This window comes from Pseudomonas sp. BBP2017 (genome assembly GCF_003024385.1).
Lineage (GTDB): Bacteria > Pseudomonadota > Gammaproteobacteria > Pseudomonadales > Pseudomonadaceae > Aquipseudomonas.
Window position 1 is genome coordinate 94,449 of record NZ_PVZN01000003.1, and the last position, 15,485, is coordinate 109,933.

Sequence of the window (15,485 nt, forward strand, 5' to 3'; positions counted from 1 at the left end):
AGGAATTCCAATGAAAAGAATCGCCTTGTTACTGGGCACGGCCCTGCTGTTCTCGGGATTTGCCCAGGCCGCGACAAAACCTGTGATCCGTCTCGGCGCACGGGTCTTCACCGAACAGACCGTGCTGGCGGAAATCACCGCCCGTTACCTCAACCAGAACGGCTTCGATGTACGCATCACCGGTGGGCTGGGCAGCAATCTGGCCCGTAGCGCCCATGAAACCGGCCAACTGGACATGGTTTGGGAATACACCGGTGTGTCGCTGGTGTCCTATAACCACATCGACGAGCGCATGCCCAGCGCCGCAGCCACTTATGCCAAGGTCAAGGAACTGGATGCCAGGAAAGGTCTGATCTGGCTGGCGCCGTCGAAATTCAGCAACACCTACGCCCTGGCCCTGCCGCGCAAGATTGCCGAGCAGTATCCGCAGGTGAACACCATCAGCCAGCTGAACCAGGTATTGCGCGAGGAGAAGGAGCGCACGCATGTGATCGCCCTGGACACGGAGTTCGCCAACCGCCCCGACGGACTGGTCGGCCTCACCGAAACCTACGACCTGCAACTGACCCGCCGTAACATCCGCCAGATGGACGCCGGCCTGGTCTACACCGCGCTGCGCAACGGCCAGGTATTCAGTGGCCTGGTCTACACCACCGACGGACGTCTGAGCGCCTTTGACCTGAAGCTGCTCGAAGACGACAAACACTACTTCCCCGACTACACCGCCGCCCCGGTGGTGCGTAAGGAAGTCCTCGACGCCCACCCGCAACTGGCCACCCTGCTCAAGCCGCTGGCCGAGCAACTGGATGACCAGACCCTGCGCGAGCTCAACGCCAAAGTCGACGTCGAGCACCAGAGCCCGGGCAAGGTCGCCGCCGAGTACCTGCGCCAGCATCCACCTGCACAGGAGCTGCCATGACCATGTTCGATACCTTCGCTCACCTGGACTGGGCCCCGGTCCTGCACCTGACCTGGCAGCACATCACCCTGGTCGGCATCGCCGTCAGCCTGGCGATTCTGTTCGGCGTACCGCTGGGCATCCTGATGACCCGCTTCCCTGCCCTCGCCGGTCCCTTGCAGGCGTGCGCCACGGTGCTGCTGACCATCCCCTCGATTGCCCTGTTCGGCCTGCTGTTGCCGTTCTACTCCAAGTTCGGCCAGGGCCTGGGGCCATTGCCGGCGATCACTGCGGTGTTCCTTTATTCATTGCTGCCGATCCTGCGCAACACCTACCTGGCGCTGACCAACGTCGAGCCAGGGATTCGTGAAGCCGCACGCGGCATCGGCATGACCTTCGGCCAGCGCCTGCGCATGGTCGAACTGCCCATCGCCGTACCGGTGATTCTCGCCGGCGTACGTACCGCTGTGGTGATGAACATCGGCGTCATGACCATCGCCGCGACCATCGGCGCCGGTGGCCTGGGCGTACTGATCCTCACCTCCATCAGCCGTAGCGACATGTCGATGCTGCTGGTCGGTGCCTTGCTGGTGAGCCTGCTGGCCATCTTCGCTGACCTGCTGCTGCAAACCCTGCAACGTGCCCTGACTCCAGAAGGACTGCGCAAATGATCGAACTCCAGAACCTGAGCAAGACCTTTCACGCCAACGGTAAAGATGTCAAAGCCGTCGATGCTGTCAGCCTGACCGTCAATGAAGGCGAAATCTGCGTGTTCCTCGGCCCGTCCGGTTGCGGCAAAAGCACCACGCTGAAAATGATCAATCGCCTGATCACGCCAACCTCCGGCAAGGTGCTGATCAACGGCGAAGACACCACGGATCTGGACGAAGTCACCCTGCGCCGGCGCATCGGCTATGTGATCCAGCAGATCGGTCTGTTCCCCAACATGACCATCGAAGAAAACATCACCGTGGTCCCGCGCTTGCTCGGCTGGGACAAGCAAAAGTGCCATGAGCGTGCCCGCGAGCTGATGAGCATGATCAAGCTCGAACCCAAGCAGTACCTGCAGCGCTACCCGCGCGAATTGTCCGGGGGCCAGCAACAGCGTATCGGGGTGATCCGCGCCCTGGCCGCCGAGGCACCGCTGCTGTTGATGGACGAGCCGTTCGGCGCGGTCGACCCGATCAACCGCGAGATGATCCAGAACGAGTTTTTCGAGATGCAGCGGGCGCTGAACAAGACCGTGATCATGGTCAGCCACGACATCGACGAGGCGGTCAAACTGGGTGACAAGATCGCCATTTTCCGTGCCGGTAAGCTGATCCAGATCGACCATCCCGATACGCTCTTGGCGCACCCGGTCGATGATTTTGTCAGCAACTTCGTCGGTCAGGACAGCACGCTCAAACGCCTACTGCTGGTGCGCGCCGAAGACGCCGCCGACAACGCACCGTCAGTCAGCCCGCAAACGCCGGTCAGCGATGCGCTGGAACTGATGGACGAGCATGACCGGCGCTACGTAGTGGTCACCGATGCGCAGAACAAGGCCATGGGCTATGTGCGTCGGCGCGACCTGCATCGCCAGCAAGGTAGTTGCGCCAATTTCCTGCGCACCTTCAACGCCACAGCGTCCCATGACGAGCACCTGCGCATCTTGCTGTCGCGGATGTACGAGTTCAACCGCTCATGGTTGCCGGTGCTCGATGCCGAACAGGTGTTTCTTGGCGAAGTGACGCAGGAGTCGATTGCGGCTTACCTGAGCTCCGGGCGTTCGCGCGGGGGCAAAACCAGTATTGTTTCCCCGGCTGAAGCCTTGGCCTGACCTTGAAGAGCATCGCCGGCAAGGCCGGTTCCTGTAGGAGCCGGCCTTGCCGGCGATGGGCTGTGACAGCAGCCCCAGCTATTCAGAACCCTACACTGGCCTGCACATAGAAGGTGCGCGTCTCACCCAGGTAAATCCCCAAGTTGTTGTCGCTGGATCGGGTGTAGCACTGCTTGTCGAAGATGTTCTTCACCCCTGCCGCTAACCTCAGGTTCGACAGCTGCTGGCCGAAATCGTAGCCACCAGGCGCCGATCAGCTCTTGGTAGTGGTCGAGAAAGCCTTTGTGTCGCGACACGATGCGGGGGGGGCTTGGCCAAGCGGTGAGGAATGACGCGAATAGTAATTTCTCTCATTAACAACAGAGATCGAAGATCATGGCAGGCGACGAAGCGTGATCGGGGAAAAAAATGTCCTGCTGCCAACGCGCTTGATGGCAGCTGAGCACGAAAAAAAAATTGAACGCCACTGCTGGCTTGCTCCTACAACACCTGGGTCATTAATTGCCGGACAACAGACGTTTTTTTGCCACTTTCGTCGCTAATTTCGCCGATCACACGGCATGAAAGCAATCTGGCCGAATACTGGAAAGATCCCCGGGCATTTCGGTATTTTTAACGCTTTTGTCATCAAATTGAACATCTGCTGTTTACCTGGGTCGGTTAAAAAGTGGCTGAGCAAGGCGGGGCGACAGACGTGTGCAAAATCGCGACATTTTTTGTTGATCTTGAGCCCCTCAGGTCCTAAAGTTCGCGCCGAACGTCCATGCTGGAAACGATCCATCCGGCTCAAGTACTGACGACGAGACAGCAAGGTCACCCGTAGCTCGCTTTATCACGCACGGTGGCCTTTTTGCTTTCGGCGACATGCCTTGGGAAGTAGGCGAACCAAAGTGGGGATACGGAGGGCGTTCAGTTGCAGCCACTTTTTTATTCAGTTTGCCCATGGAGTCCCTAAGCATGTCGATTCAGGTCGAAGACTACTTCGCGCGCGATACCTTTCAGAAAATGAAGGCTTTCGCCGACAAGCAAGAAACCCCGTTCGTGCTCATCGACACCCAGATGATCAGCCAGGCCTACGATGACCTGCGCGCCGGTTTCGAATTCGCCAAGGTCTACTACGCGGTCAAGGCCAACCCGGCCGTGGAAATCATCGACCTGCTCAAGGAAAAAGGCTCGAGCTTCGATATCGCCTCGATCTATGAGCTGGACAAGGTGATGGGCCGTGGCGTCAGCGCCGAACGCATCAGCTACGGCAACACCATCAAGAAATCCAAAGACATCCGCTACTTCTATGAGAAGGGCGTGCGTCTGTATGCCACCGACTCCGAAGCCGACCTGCGCAACATCGCCAAGGCCGCTCCGGGTTCGAAAGTTTACGTGCGAATCCTCACCGAAGGCTCGACCACTGCGGACTGGCCACTGTCGCGCAAGTTCGGCTGCCAGACCGACATGGCCATGGACCTGCTGATCCTCGCCCGCGACCTGGGCCTGGTACCTTACGGCGTATCCTTCCACGTCGGTTCGCAGCAGCGCGACATCAGCGTCTGGGATGCGGCGATCGCCAAGGTCAAAGTGATCTTCGAACGCCTGAAGGAAGAAGACGGTATCGAACTCAAGCTGATCAACATGGGTGGCGGCTTCCCGGCCAACTACATCACCCGCACCAACAGCCTGGAAACCTACGCCGAAGAAATCATCCGCTTCCTCAAGGAAGACTTCGGTGACGACCTGCCGGAAATCATCCTCGAGCCAGGCCGTTCGCTGATTGCCAACGCCGGCATCCTGGTCAGCGAAGTGGTGCTGGTGGCGCGCAAGTCGCGCACCGCAGTCGAGCGCTGGGTCTACACCGACGTCGGCAAGTTCTCCGGCCTGATCGAAACCATGGACGAGTCGATCAAGTTCCCGATCTGGACCGAGAAGAAAGGCGAGATGGAAGAAGTAGTGATCGCCGGCCCGACCTGCGACAGCGCCGACATCATGTACGAACACTACAAGTACGGCCTGCCGCTGAACCTGGCTATCGGTGACCGCCTGTACTGGCTGTCGACCGGTGCCTACACCACCAGCTACAGCGCGGTAGAATTCAATGGCTTCCCGCCGTTGAAAGCCTACTACCTGTAACGAGAACGGGGCCGCAAGGCCCCGTTTTTTTTGTAGTATCAGTTCTCAGCGCCGATAGTTGGTCAACTTGCTCCAACTATCGAACAGCGGAACATTCACATGCTCTACGCCCAAGCTCATGATCAACTTGTTCGGAGCACCTGCTTGCACATAACGGTCTTCCCACGATTTCCTGTTACGCACACCAATCGGGACGCTACCGACCGCAGCGATGGTTACGCCCTCTTGCGCACCACGCGTCGGCACACCAGATGCACCATTGACCCATAGTCGCCACAGCACCGGTTTTTTGCTGGTCGGATAATAGCCAACATAGCCGTTAGCACTCAGATCCCAAGCATCGTAGTGCGCATCGCCGTTCGAACCCCCCACAGCGCGCACACGATAGCCAGGGTTTTCACCAGCAAAGTAGCCGAACCAGAAACGCTGCTGAGACTCGACAGAGCTGAACGCTGATACCGTCAACCACTGATGGTTACGCCGGGTAGACTCGTCAGATTTAGATTCCACCGAGTCGAGAATACCCTCATAACCCGGTGTAGTTGAGGTTAGCGAAGCGATGAAGGAGCGTTCTGGAACATATTGCATGGTTGCCACCCCTGGCTGGCCTGGAAGTACGCTGAAGCATCTGCGCTGCAGCCAAGCCTGTTAAGGTTGTAGCGTTTCCTGGCAAGGACTGCTGCGCAATTTGATTTCTCTTGCGTATCCAGCCGCTTGATCGGCCAGCAGCGGCCCCGCCGCAAGCAGTGTGCTCAGGCTACTGTGCAAGAATCTCAGGTTGCCCTGCTGCCTGGCCCGCTCCAACCAGGAACTGGCTTGAAGCAGCTGTCCGCGCTCGGCCAGCACCATCGCCAGGCTGAACATTCCGCGAAAATCACCCGCCTCGGCTGAGCGCCGATACCACTCGCAAGCTGCCTGCAGGTCCACCGTCAAACCGCCCAGACCTTCTTCGAGGTAACGCCCGTAAAGGTTCATTGACTTGGCGTGACCCATCAGCGCGGCCTGCCGATAACAGGCTAGAGCCTGAGTGTGGTCCTGGCCAAGGCCACGCCCGGCTGCCAGCAGATTGGCCAGGTTGTACAAGCCCCAGTCCAGCCCAGCCTGCGCGGCGAAACGGTAATGGCGGGCAGCGCCGGGCAGGTCAACATCACCGCCCCAGCCATGCTCCAGGCACCGTCCGAGCATGTTGTGGGCCATAGCGCTGTCAGCGTTGCTGGCAATTGCAAACCAGGTACGCGCCAACGCCAGGTCCTGCTCGATACCGCGCCCATCCAGCAGAATCTGCCCGAGCAACAGCTGTGCTTCGACAATCCCCTGCCCCGCTGCGGCAAGAATACCCTGAGCTGCCTTGCCCGGACTTTCTTCGAGCATTGCGCGCAATTGATCGGCATCCAGAATCTGTTCACGACGCAGATTGAAACTCACTGTCAGACCTCGACCCAGCGGCGCAGCAGATTGTGATAGGTACCGGTCAACTGGACCAACGCCGGGTGCTCGGGCATGTCTGCTGTCAGTTGCTGAATAGCGTTATCCATCTCGAACAGCAAAGCGCGCTGACTGTCTTCGCGAATCAGGCTCTGAGTCCAGAAGAATGCGGCATAACGTGCGCCACGCGTGACCGGGTTGACCTTGTGCAGGCTGGTACCCGGATAAAGCACCAAGTCCCCTGCTGCCAGCTTCACCTGCTGCACGCCATAGGTGTCCTGGATCACCAGCTCACCACCGTCATAGTCGTCGGGATTGCTCAGGAACAGGGTCGAGGACAGATCGGTACGCACCCGCTCATGGCTGCCACGGGGCTGGCGCAGGGCGTTATCAATGTGAAAGCCGAAATTGCCACCTTCGCGATAGCAGTTGATCAACGGCGGGAAGACCTTGTGCGGCAACGCTGCCGACATGAATTGTGGGTGCTGCCACAAACGCTCGATCAGCGCCGTGCCGATTTCCTTGGCCAGCGGATGGCCTTCAGGGAGCTGCAGATTGTGCTTGGCCTTGGCCGACTGATAGCCCGCAGTGACCTTGCCGTCAGCCCACTCGGTCTGCTCCAGCGCCTCGCGAATACGCGTGACTTCCTCTGTGGAGAACAGTCCGCAAATGTGTAGCAGCATGGCCCAGGTTCCCGAAAGCAGAAAAGACGTCAATGATATTGATTCCCATTGACTTACTACAAGCCTTTTCTGAAGGCCGGGACGTTTCAGCCATAGAAACCCGCAGAAACAAATTGTAAGGAACGTAAATTCACAGTAAATAGCAGGCGTTCTCAATTGTTACTCATATTTGTTTACACTATATTTCGCAGCCTTGAAAACCTGGGGAAGGGGACCACCATGCCGCGTCACTCTGTGCCAACCGCTGTCAGTTCATCACGCTTGCTCGCCTCTGTCATTGGTGTAGCGATTACTGCTACCTCTGCCGGACACCTGGCTTATGCCGCAGAGACCGAGCCGACCGGGATGTACTGACCGGCAAGCCCCGTTCATTTCAGTGACCGGGGCTTTTGTGTATCAAGGCATAATGCGCGACGCATTCGTATTTGCAGCAAGACAAGGTGAGCGATGTGGTGAAGAAATCGTTGTTTCAGCTGCACTGGTTCTTCGGTATCAGCGCCGGCCTGGTGCTGGCATTGATGGGCATCACCGGGGCGATCTGGTCGTTTCAGGATGAACTGCTGCAGCTGTTCAATCCTGACGTGCTCAAGGTCGAGGTGCTCCAGGAGGGGGTGTTGCCACTGCCGGAGCTGGTCAGGCGGATCGAGGCCGAACAGGGTGACAAGGTTGCCATGATCTCGGTCCAGCCTCGTAGCGATAAGGCGGCACGCGTCTTCTTCACCCCTCCTCCCGGTGAACGCCGGGGCTTGATGCGCTATGCCGATCCTTATACCGGTAAGCTGCAGGGCGAGGTTGCCGGTCAAGGCTTCTTCGACCTGATGCTGCAACTGCACCGTTTTCTGGCCATGGGCGACACGGGGCGGCAGATCACCGGCGCCTGCACACTCATGCTGATTTTCTTCTGTCTCTCCGGCCTGTACCTGCGCTGGCCGCGCAAAGCGCTGAACTGGCGGGTCTGGCTGACCCTGGACTGGGCCAAAAAGGGCCGGGCCTTCAACTGGGACCTGCATGCCGTATTCGGCACCTGGTGCCTGCTGTTCTATCTGTTGTTCGCCGTCACCGGCCTGTTCTGGTCGTATGAGTGGTACCGCGAAGGCCTGAACAAACTGCTGGCCGATGGCCCCGCCGCTGGCCAGCAGCACAAGCGTGGCGAAGGCCGCGGCCGTCCAGGTGGCGCGCCGGGCAAAGACGCCAAGCCTCTGGTGGTCGACTACGACGCCATCTGGAGCAATCTGCAAGCCGCGGCCGGCCCAAACATGACCAGCTACAACCTGCGGCTGCCGCCTGCCGGTGGACAACCGGCGACCCTCTTCTACCTGCTCGAAGGCGCCGAGCACGAACGTGCGCTCAACACCCTCACCCTCGACCCGGCCAACGGCCAGGTGAAAAAACACGATCGCTACGCCGACAAGTCGTTCAAGGCGCAGCTGCTGGCCAGCGTCTATGCGCTGCACGTGGGCAGCTACTTTGGCCTGGCCGGGCGCATCCTGGTGACCATCGCCAGCCTGACCATGCCATTGTTCTTTGTCACCGGCTGGATGCTCTACCTTGATCGTCGACGCAAGAAGCGCCAGGTGAGGGCTGCACGCAGCACCTTGGCGCCATCGAACGCCCAGGACAACAGCTGGCTTGTGGGCTTTGCCAGCCAGAGCGGTTTCGCCGAACAATTGGCCTGGCAGAGTGCCGGACAACTGCAGGCTGCCGGTTTGCCAGTACAGGTGCGCCCACTGGCCGAACTGACCGAAAGCGATCTTAACCAAGCTGCACGTGCGCTGTTCGTGGTCAGTACCTTCGGCGATGGCGAGGCGCCGGACAGTGCCCGTGGCTTCGAACGCAAAGTGCTCGGCCAGCCTTGGGCCCTGGGCAACCTGAACTACGCCCTGCTCGCTCTGGGTGACCGGCAATATCCCCATTTCTGTGGCTTTGCCCGTCGCCTGCAGGCTTGGCTTGGCGAGCGTGGCGCCACCAGCGCTTTCGCTGCGGTGGAAGTCGACAGCGCAGACCCTGCTGCCCTGCAACGCTGGCAACAGCATCTGGCACAGTTGACTGGCAGTAAGCCACCGGCCGCCTGGCAGACGCCTGAGTTCGCCAACTGGACCTTGGTCGAGCGCACATTGATGAACCCTGGCAGCCAAGGCTCAGCGGTGTATCTGCTCGGCCTCAAGCCACAGCAACCGGCGCAATGGCAAGCCGGAGACCTGGTGGAAATCCTGCCGCGCAACAGCCCACAACACCTTGAACAGTTCCTGCGCGGGCTGGGGCTCGATGGTGAATCTGCCGTACAGGTCGACGGCCTGCAAGAAAGCCTGCTGCAAGCCTTGGCCAGCCGGCAATTGCCCAACAGCCGCGAGCATCTGGTCGGCCTGCATGCACAGGCCTTGGTCGATGCACTGATTCCGCTGGCGGCACGGGAATACTCGATCGCCTCGATCGCTAGCGATGGCGTGCTGGAGCTGATCGTGCGCCAGGAGCGACACCCCGACGGCAGCCTCGGGCTCGGCTCCGGCTGGCTGACTGAGTACCTTGCTGTGGATAACAGTGTCAGCTTGCGCCTGCGCAGCAACAGCAGCTTCCATTTGCCGGCGCCAGCGACACCGATGATCCTGATCGGCAACGGCACCGGGCTAGCCGGGCTGCGCAGCCTGCTCAAGGCCCGGATCACAGCAGGCGAACAGCGCAACTGGCTGCTGTTCGGTGAACGCAACCAGGACCATGATTTTCTCTGTGAGGAAGAATTGCAAGGGTGGCTGCGCAGCAGTGAACTGGCGCGCCTTGACCTGGCATTCTCGCGCGATCAGGCACACAAGGTGTATGTCCAGGATCGCTTGCGCGAACAGGCCGCTGAGCTTCGGCGCTGGCTGGCTGAGGGGGCCTCGATTTATATCTGTGGCAGCCTGCAGGGCATGGCCAGCGGGGTCGATCAGGTGCTTGGGGAAGTGCTTGGTGTGACCGAAGTAGAGCGCTTGATTGATCTTGGGCGCTATCGGCGGGATGTGTATTAAGGCTTAAGGGCCATATCGCGGGGCAAGCCCGCTCCCACAGCCAGTGGGAACGGGCTTGCCCCGCGATTGCGGTCAATGCAGATCGAACGTGTCAGCATCCAGATTGGCCGGAAAACGCGTGCGATAGGCTGCCAGGTCTGCGGCATTGAGTATCACGGTAAAGACCCCATCTGCCTCCCCCGCGCTAAGCAGACTCTCCCCCTGAAAGTCCAGCACCTGGCTGTCGCCAGAATAGGCAAAGCCCTTGCCGTCTGTGCCAACCCGGTTCACTGCCGCCACATAACACAGGTTTTCGATGCCCCGTGCTGGCAACAAACGGTTCCAGTGCTGGCGCCGCGCTGCCGGCCAGTTGGCGGTATACAGCAACAGGTCGGTGTCTTGCGCATCGCGGCTCCACACCGGGAAGCGCAGGTCGTAGCAGATCAGCGTGCGCACCCGCCAGCCCTTGACCTCGAACTGCACCTGACGCTCACCCGGGGTGTAGTGCTTATGCTCGCCAGCCATACGGAACAGATGGCGCTTGTCGTAGAACAGGATCTCGCCGTCCGGTCGCGCCCACAGCAGGCGATTGCGGTGACTGCCATCGGCGGCCTGGATGATCACACTGCCAGTGATCACGGCATCGAGCTTTTTCGCCTGGTTCTTGAGCCACTTGTAGGTCGGGCCGTTTTCCGGCTCGGCCAGGCGCTCGGAATCCATGGAGAAACCGGTGGTGAACATTTCCGGCAGGATGATCAGATCGGCGCCACGGGCCTGCTCCAACAAACTATCGAAATGCTCGTAGTTGGCCAGGCGGTCCTGCCAGGCCAGGGTTGTCTGCACCAGGGCGACTTTCAGGTTAGGCAGAGCACTCAGATCGCGCATAATTTCTCCGCTGCCTGACGCAGCGTCTCCTCGCGTTTGGCAAAACACAGGCGCACCAGGTGCTGCTCAGGAATGGCTTGCTGGTAGAACACCGATACCGGGATGGTCGCCACCCCGTGTTCACGGGTGAGCCACAGAGACATCTCGACGTCGTTCAGGTCCGGGCGGATGGCTGAATAGTCAACCAGCTGGAAGTACGTACCGGCGGTGCGGGTGAACTGGAAGCGCGATGTGGCCAGCAGATCGCAGAACAGGTCGCGCTTGGCCTGGTAGAAGGCCGGGAGTTCTTCGACGTGCTCTGGATGCTCAGCCATGAAATCGGCCAGCGCCCATTGCAGCGGGGTCACGCCACAGAAGTTGACGTACTGATGAACCTTGCGCAGCTCAGCGCTCAACGCTGGCGGGGCGACCACATAACCGGTCTTCCAGCCAGTAACGTGATAGGTCTTGCCGAACGAGCTGACAACAAAGGCCCGCTGGTACAGCGCTTCTACGGCCAGCACACTGGCATGCTGCACGCCATCGAACACCAGGTGTTCGTAGACCTCGTCACTGATCAGGTAGATATCGCGGTCGGCGATCAACAGCGCCAGTTTTTCCAGGTCATCGCGGCTGATCAGCGCGCCGCTGGGGTTATGCGGCGAGTTGAGGATGATCATCCGTGTACGCGGGCTCAGGGCGTCGGTGAGCTTCTGCCAGTCAATGGCAAATTGGCCATCGGTGAGCTGCACATGCACGCACCGTCCACCAGCCAGTTCGACCGAAGGCTCGTAGCTGTCGTAGCACGGGTCGAAGACAATCACTTCATCACCGCCACGAATAACGGCATGGATGGCACAAAAGATCGCTTCAGTGGCGCCCGGGGTAATAGTGATCTCCGTCTCGGCATCGACACTGACGCCATAACTACGGGCGATCTTGGTCGCGACCTGCTGGCGCAACGCAGGCAAACCGGTCATCGGGCAATACTGGTTGTGTCCGGCATTGACATGCCGGCCTACCGCATCGAGCAGGGCCTGGGGACCGTTGAAATCGGGAAAACCCTGGGACAGGTTCAAGGCGCCGGTTTGCACGGCGAGCTGGGACATGGTGGTAAAGATGGTCGTGCCGACGTTCGGCAACTTGCTACTGATCATGAAGCCCTCTTTCCTGCTGAACAATCCGGCGGTCAGAGACCGAGCATAGCGGATTGAGTGGTCAGGAAAAAGGTTGTGACCGTCGCAGGCCTATCGCGGGGCAAGCCCGCTCCCACAGGCTCAGCTCACCTTGTGGGAGCGGGCTTGCCCCGCGATGTGTTTAACGCTTGTCCTTGCGCTTCTTCTCGGCTTTCTTGTGGTGCGACATCAAGCGACGCTTCTTGTTGACCTGGCGGTCAGTCAAGGTGTTCTTGTTGCCTTCGTACGGGTTGTCGCTGCCCTTGTACTCGATACGGATCGGCGTACCGACCAGCTTGAGCACCCGGCGATAAGTGTTTTCCAGATAGCGCGAGTAGGACTTGGGTACCTTCTCGACCTGGTTGCCGTGGATCACGATGATCGGCGGGTTGGCACCACCGAGGTGGGCGTAGCGCAGCTTGATCCGGCGACCGTTGACCATCGGCGGCTGGTGATCGCTGACCGCGTCTTCGAGGATCTGGGTCAGGCGGCTGGTCGGCCAGCGGGTGACCGCCGACTTGAAGGAGTTCTGCACCGACTGGTACAGGTTGCCCACGCCAGTGCCGTGCAGCGCCGAAATGAAGTGGATGTCGGCGAAGTCGACGAAGAACAGCCGACGCTCCAGCTCGGTCTTCACATAGTCACGTTCGCCCGGCTGCATGCCATCCCACTTGTTCAGGGCGATGACAATGGCGCGACCGGCTTCCAGGGCAAAGCCCAGCAGGTTCAGGTCATGGTCAACCACGCCTTCGCGGGCATCCATGACGAAGATGACCACGTTGGCATCCTTGATCGCCTGCAGGGTTTTGACCACGGAGAACTTCTCGACTTCTTCGTGGATCTTGCCGCGCTTGCGCACCCCGGCAGTGTCGATCAGGGTGTACTTCTCTTCATTACGCTCGAAGGGAATATAGATACTGTCACGCGTGGTGCCCGGCTGGTCATAGACGATAACCCGCTCTTCACCGAGCATGCGGTTGACCAGGGTCGACTTGCCGACGTTCGGCCGGCCGATGATGGCGATCTTGATCCCGTCTTTTTCGCTCGGGCCAGGAATACGTACCGCTTCCTCGCCTTCGGCGACGTCGGTATCGATCTCTTCCTCGTCGTTGTCGCGCGGGAAGTCGCTGAGTACGGCCTCCAGCAGGTTGTTGACGCCACGGCCCTGAGCGCCGGCCACGCCAATGGCGTTACCCATGCCCAACGGCGAGAACTCGGCGACGGCAATCTGCGGATCGATGTTGTCGATTTTGTTCGCCACCAGGAACGAGCGCTTGTTGCGCTTGCGCAGGTGCTCGGAAATCATCTGGTCGGCGGCGGTCAGGCCGGCACGGGCATCAACGAGGAACAACACCACGTCGGCTTCTTCGATGGCCAGCAGCGACTGCTCGGCCATTTTCTCGTCCATGCCTTGTTCGTCACCGGAAATACCACCGGTGTCGACCAGGATGTACGAGCGGCCTTGCCAGCGCGCTTCACCGTACTGACGGTCACGGGTCAGCCCGGACAGGTCGCCGACGATAGCGTCACGGGTCCTGGTCAGGCGGTTGAACATGGTGGATTTACCGACGTTCGGTCGGCCCACCAGGGCGATTACGGGAACCATGCGGCTCTCCACTGCATAAATTCAGAAAATACAAAGGCCGCTGCACTGCAGCGGCCGGAGTTCGGGCGGCACCCGAAGTGCCGCAGCCCGAGGCCTGTACGGCCTCAAGCATAGCCTCAGCGGATGGTCAGCGCCTCGAGCTTGCCGCTGTTGCCGTACACATAGATGGTGTCACCCACCACCAGCGGACGGGCGCGCAGGCCATCGCTGTCGATACGCTCACGACCGACGAAGCGACCGTCGACCTGGCTGAGCAGGTGCAGGTAGCCTTCCAGGTCACCTACTGCTACATAGCTGGAGAACACTTCCGGCGCCGACAACTGGCGGCGTGCCAGCGAATCGTTGCTCCACAAGGCGCTTGATGAGCGCTCGTCGATGCCTTCCACGGTACCCGAAGCCAGGCTCACGTAGACGTTACCGAAGCCCTGAGCCACGCCGGTGTAGCTGGAAGCATCACGCTGCCACAACACCCGGCCGCTTTCCAGATCCAGACCGGCAACCCGACCCTGGTAGCTGGTCACGTACAAGGTACCGCCAGACAGCAGCAGGCCACCGTCGATATCGACAACGCGGTCAAGCTCCGAGCGACCTTGCGGGATAGCCACACGCTGCTCCCAGACCGGCACACCGTTGCGGGTATCCAGGGCGATGACCTTACCGGTCGACAGGCCTGCGACAGCCAGGCGATTGGTCACGATCGGCGCACCGGTACCACGCAGGGTCAGTACCGCTGGAGTGCTTTCGTAGATCCAACGGCGATCACCGGTGCTGGCATCCAGGCCGATCACACGGTCGTCCTGGGTTTGCACGACCACCACATCACCGTTGGTGGCAGGCGGCGCCAGCACTTCACTGGTAACGCGCGAACGCCAGCGCTGTTCACCGGTGCTGGCATCCAGGGCGATCACTTCGCCGCGCAGCGTACCGAGCATGACCATGCCGTAACCGACGCCAACGGCACCGGAGACAGGCAGTTCAAGGTCCTTTTTCCAGGCCACGTCGCCGGTATTGCGATCCATGGCCATCACCACGCCGGTCACATCGGCGGCGTAGATACGATCGTTCTCGATCGCCGGAACCAACATGTTGAAGGATTCGCCCTGACCGTCACCGATCGAACGGCTCCATTGCTTCTTCAGGACCACCTCTTCGGTGAACTTGGTCAGCTCGGCCGGCGGCAATTCCTTTTTGCTGTTGCTGCTGCAACCCGCGGCCAGAATGGCCAGGGTCAGCACTGCTGCATGTTTCCAACCGATCACGTCACGCATCCCCTTTGGCCAGGTCGTCGAGCTTGAGTTGCAAACCACCGATCGCGGCGTCGTCAGACAGCGCGGCCTTGGCCTTTTCGTAAGCGGCATGGGCATCAGCAGCACGACCCAGCTGTACCAGCAGGTCGCCCTTGAGCTCTTCACGGCTGGCCAGGAACGCCTTGTCGGCGTCGCCTTCCAGCAGCTTCAGCGCTTCTTCAACCTTGTTCTGGGCAGCCAGGACACGGGCCAGACGCTGACGGGCGATTTCGCCCAGCGTAGCGTCAGCCGGCTTGTCTACAACCGACTTGAGCTCAGCAGCGGCGTCATCAAGCTTGCCGGCCTCGACCGCGACCTTGGCCACGAACAGGCTGCCATACTGGGCATAGGCGCTACCGCCAAACTCGTTCTTGAGTTTGCCGGCCAGTTCGGCAACTTTAGCCGCGTCCGGCTCGCCGCTTGGCGTCAGGGTGGTTTCCAGCAGGGCCTGATAAAGGTTCGAGGCGCCTTGCGACTGGTTGCTCTGGTACTTCTGGAAGGCTTGCCAGCCGAACACTATCACCAGTGCCAGCAGGCCGCCGGTTACCAGTGGCTTGCCATTACGCTGCCACCAGTCCTTGAATGCCGCCAGCTGTTCATCATCGGTACTCGACACCCCAATAC

14 protein-coding genes are annotated in these 15,485 nt (G+C 60.1%); 6 read left to right on the plus strand and 8 right to left on the minus strand.

All coding sequences use genetic code 11. From position 1 onward, the window contains the following. Positions 1-10: 10 nt before the first annotated feature. From C6382_RS05910 to C6382_RS05930, 4 genes are all read left to right on the plus strand, one after another. Positions 11-919 carry a glycine betaine ABC transporter substrate-binding protein gene (locus C6382_RS05910; protein WP_107023605.1) on the plus strand — a complete coding sequence of 303 codons (909 nt, stop codon included), beginning with the start codon at positions 11-13 and terminating at the stop codon, positions 917-919. Further along, complete coding sequence (locus tag C6382_RS05915; protein WP_107023606.1) at positions 916-1,569, plus strand: ABC transporter permease; 654 nt, start codon at positions 916-918, stop codon at positions 1,567-1,569. The genes C6382_RS05910 and C6382_RS05915 overlap by 4 nt, the downstream gene beginning before the upstream one ends. Beyond that, the gene (locus tag C6382_RS05920) at positions 1,566-2,720 is read left to right on the plus strand and encodes a betaine/proline/choline family ABC transporter ATP-binding protein (RefSeq protein WP_107023607.1); all 1,155 of its coding nucleotides are present in this window, start codon (positions 1,566-1,568) and stop codon (positions 2,718-2,720) included. The genes C6382_RS05915 and C6382_RS05920 overlap by 4 nt, the downstream gene beginning before the upstream one ends. A gap of 957 nt (positions 2,721-3,677) precedes the next feature. Beyond that, positions 3,678-4,841, plus strand: coding sequence for a type III PLP-dependent enzyme (locus C6382_RS05930; RefSeq protein ID WP_107023608.1), 1,164 nt, complete (start codon positions 3,678-3,680; stop codon positions 4,839-4,841). A gap of 45 nt (positions 4,842-4,886) precedes the next feature. Here the strand turns inward: C6382_RS05930 and C6382_RS05935 are convergent, their stop codons facing one another. From C6382_RS05935 to C6382_RS05945, 3 genes are read right to left on the minus strand one after another with little or no spacing between them, the layout of a single operon-like run. Further along, positions 4,887-5,429 (minus strand): hypothetical protein, encoded by a 543-nt coding sequence (locus tag C6382_RS05935; RefSeq protein WP_146146892.1) that lies wholly within the window; start codon positions 5,427-5,429, stop codon positions 4,887-4,889. A gap of 60 nt (positions 5,430-5,489) precedes the next feature. Beyond that, entirely contained in the window at positions 5,490-6,266 is a 777-nt protein-coding gene (locus C6382_RS05940) for a tetratricopeptide repeat protein (RefSeq protein WP_107023610.1), read from the minus strand. Between the two features lie 2 nt (positions 6,267-6,268). Next, positions 6,269-6,949 carry a Fe2+-dependent dioxygenase gene (locus C6382_RS05945; protein WP_107023611.1) on the minus strand — a complete coding sequence of 227 codons (681 nt, stop codon included), beginning with the start codon at positions 6,947-6,949 and terminating at the stop codon, positions 6,269-6,271. A gap of 219 nt (positions 6,950-7,168) precedes the next feature. Between C6382_RS05945 and C6382_RS24300 the strand changes: the two genes are divergently transcribed. Next, positions 7,169-7,303, plus strand: a complete 135-nt coding sequence (locus C6382_RS24300) for a hypothetical protein (protein WP_256589021.1) — start codon at positions 7,169-7,171, stop codon at positions 7,301-7,303. Between the two features lie 95 nt (positions 7,304-7,398). Continuing rightward, on the plus strand, positions 7,399-9,951 hold the full coding sequence (locus C6382_RS05955; protein WP_107023809.1) for a sulfite reductase flavoprotein subunit alpha: 2,553 nt from the start codon (positions 7,399-7,401) through the stop codon (positions 9,949-9,951). Between the two features lie 72 nt (positions 9,952-10,023). Here the strand turns inward: C6382_RS05955 and C6382_RS05960 are convergent, their stop codons facing one another. The 5 genes from C6382_RS05960 to C6382_RS05980 all read right to left on the minus strand — a co-directional run bounded on the left by C6382_RS05960 (position 10,024) and on the right by C6382_RS05980 (position 15,477). Beyond that, positions 10,024-10,815, minus strand: coding sequence for an amidohydrolase (locus C6382_RS05960; RefSeq protein ID WP_107023613.1), 792 nt, complete (start codon positions 10,813-10,815; stop codon positions 10,024-10,026). Further along, positions 10,803-11,951, minus strand: coding sequence for a pyridoxal phosphate-dependent aminotransferase (locus C6382_RS05965; protein ID WP_107023614.1), 1,149 nt, complete (start codon positions 11,949-11,951; stop codon positions 10,803-10,805). Before C6382_RS05965 ends, C6382_RS05960 begins: the two co-directional genes overlap by 13 nt. A 160-nt stretch (positions 11,952-12,111) precedes the next feature. Continuing rightward, positions 12,112-13,575: a ribosome biogenesis GTPase Der gene (gene der / locus C6382_RS05970; protein ID WP_107023615.1), complete on the minus strand. Its 1,464-nt coding sequence runs from the start codon at positions 13,573-13,575 to the stop codon at positions 12,112-12,114. A gap of 116 nt (positions 13,576-13,691) precedes the next feature. Next, positions 13,692-14,843, minus strand: a complete 1,152-nt coding sequence (gene bamB / locus C6382_RS05975; protein ID WP_107023616.1) for an outer membrane protein assembly factor BamB — start codon at positions 14,841-14,843, stop codon at positions 13,692-13,694. Further along, positions 14,836-15,477 (minus strand): tetratricopeptide repeat protein, encoded by a 642-nt coding sequence (locus C6382_RS05980; protein ID WP_107023617.1) that lies wholly within the window; start codon positions 15,475-15,477, stop codon positions 14,836-14,838. Before C6382_RS05980 ends, bamB begins: the two co-directional genes overlap by 8 nt. Positions 15,478-15,485: the final 8 nt, after the last annotated feature.

Excerpts from the sequence above, each read along its gene's own strand:
- C6382_RS05910 (WP_107023605.1), top strand. The coding sequence starts at position 11 with ATGAAAAGAATCGCCTTGTTACTGGGCACGGCCCTGCTGTTCTCGGGA.
- C6382_RS05915 (WP_107023606.1), top strand. The coding sequence starts at position 916 with ATGACCATGTTCGATACCTTCGCTCACCTGGACTGGGCCCCGGTCCTG.
- C6382_RS05920 (WP_107023607.1), top strand. The coding sequence starts at position 1,566 with ATGATCGAACTCCAGAACCTGAGCAAGACCTTTCACGCCAACGGTAAA.
- C6382_RS05930 (WP_107023608.1), top strand. The coding sequence starts at position 3,678 with ATGTCGATTCAGGTCGAAGACTACTTCGCGCGCGATACCTTTCAGAAA.
- C6382_RS05935 (WP_146146892.1), bottom strand. The coding sequence starts at position 5,429 with ATGCAATATGTTCCAGAACGCTCCTTCATCGCTTCGCTAACCTCAACT.
- C6382_RS05945 (WP_107023611.1), bottom strand. The coding sequence starts at position 6,949 with ATGCTGCTACACATTTGCGGACTGTTCTCCACAGAGGAAGTCACGCGT.
- C6382_RS24300 (WP_256589021.1), top strand. The coding sequence starts at position 7,169 with ATGCCGCGTCACTCTGTGCCAACCGCTGTCAGTTCATCACGCTTGCTC.
- C6382_RS05960 (WP_107023613.1), bottom strand. The coding sequence starts at position 10,815 with ATGCGCGATCTGAGTGCTCTGCCTAACCTGAAAGTCGCCCTGGTGCAG.
- C6382_RS05965 (WP_107023614.1), bottom strand. The coding sequence starts at position 11,951 with ATGATCAGTAGCAAGTTGCCGAACGTCGGCACGACCATCTTTACCACC.
- der (WP_107023615.1), bottom strand. The coding sequence starts at position 13,575 with ATGGTTCCCGTAATCGCCCTGGTGGGCCGACCGAACGTCGGTAAATCC.
- bamB (WP_107023616.1), bottom strand. The coding sequence starts at position 14,843 with ATGCGTGACGTGATCGGTTGGAAACATGCAGCAGTGCTGACCCTGGCC.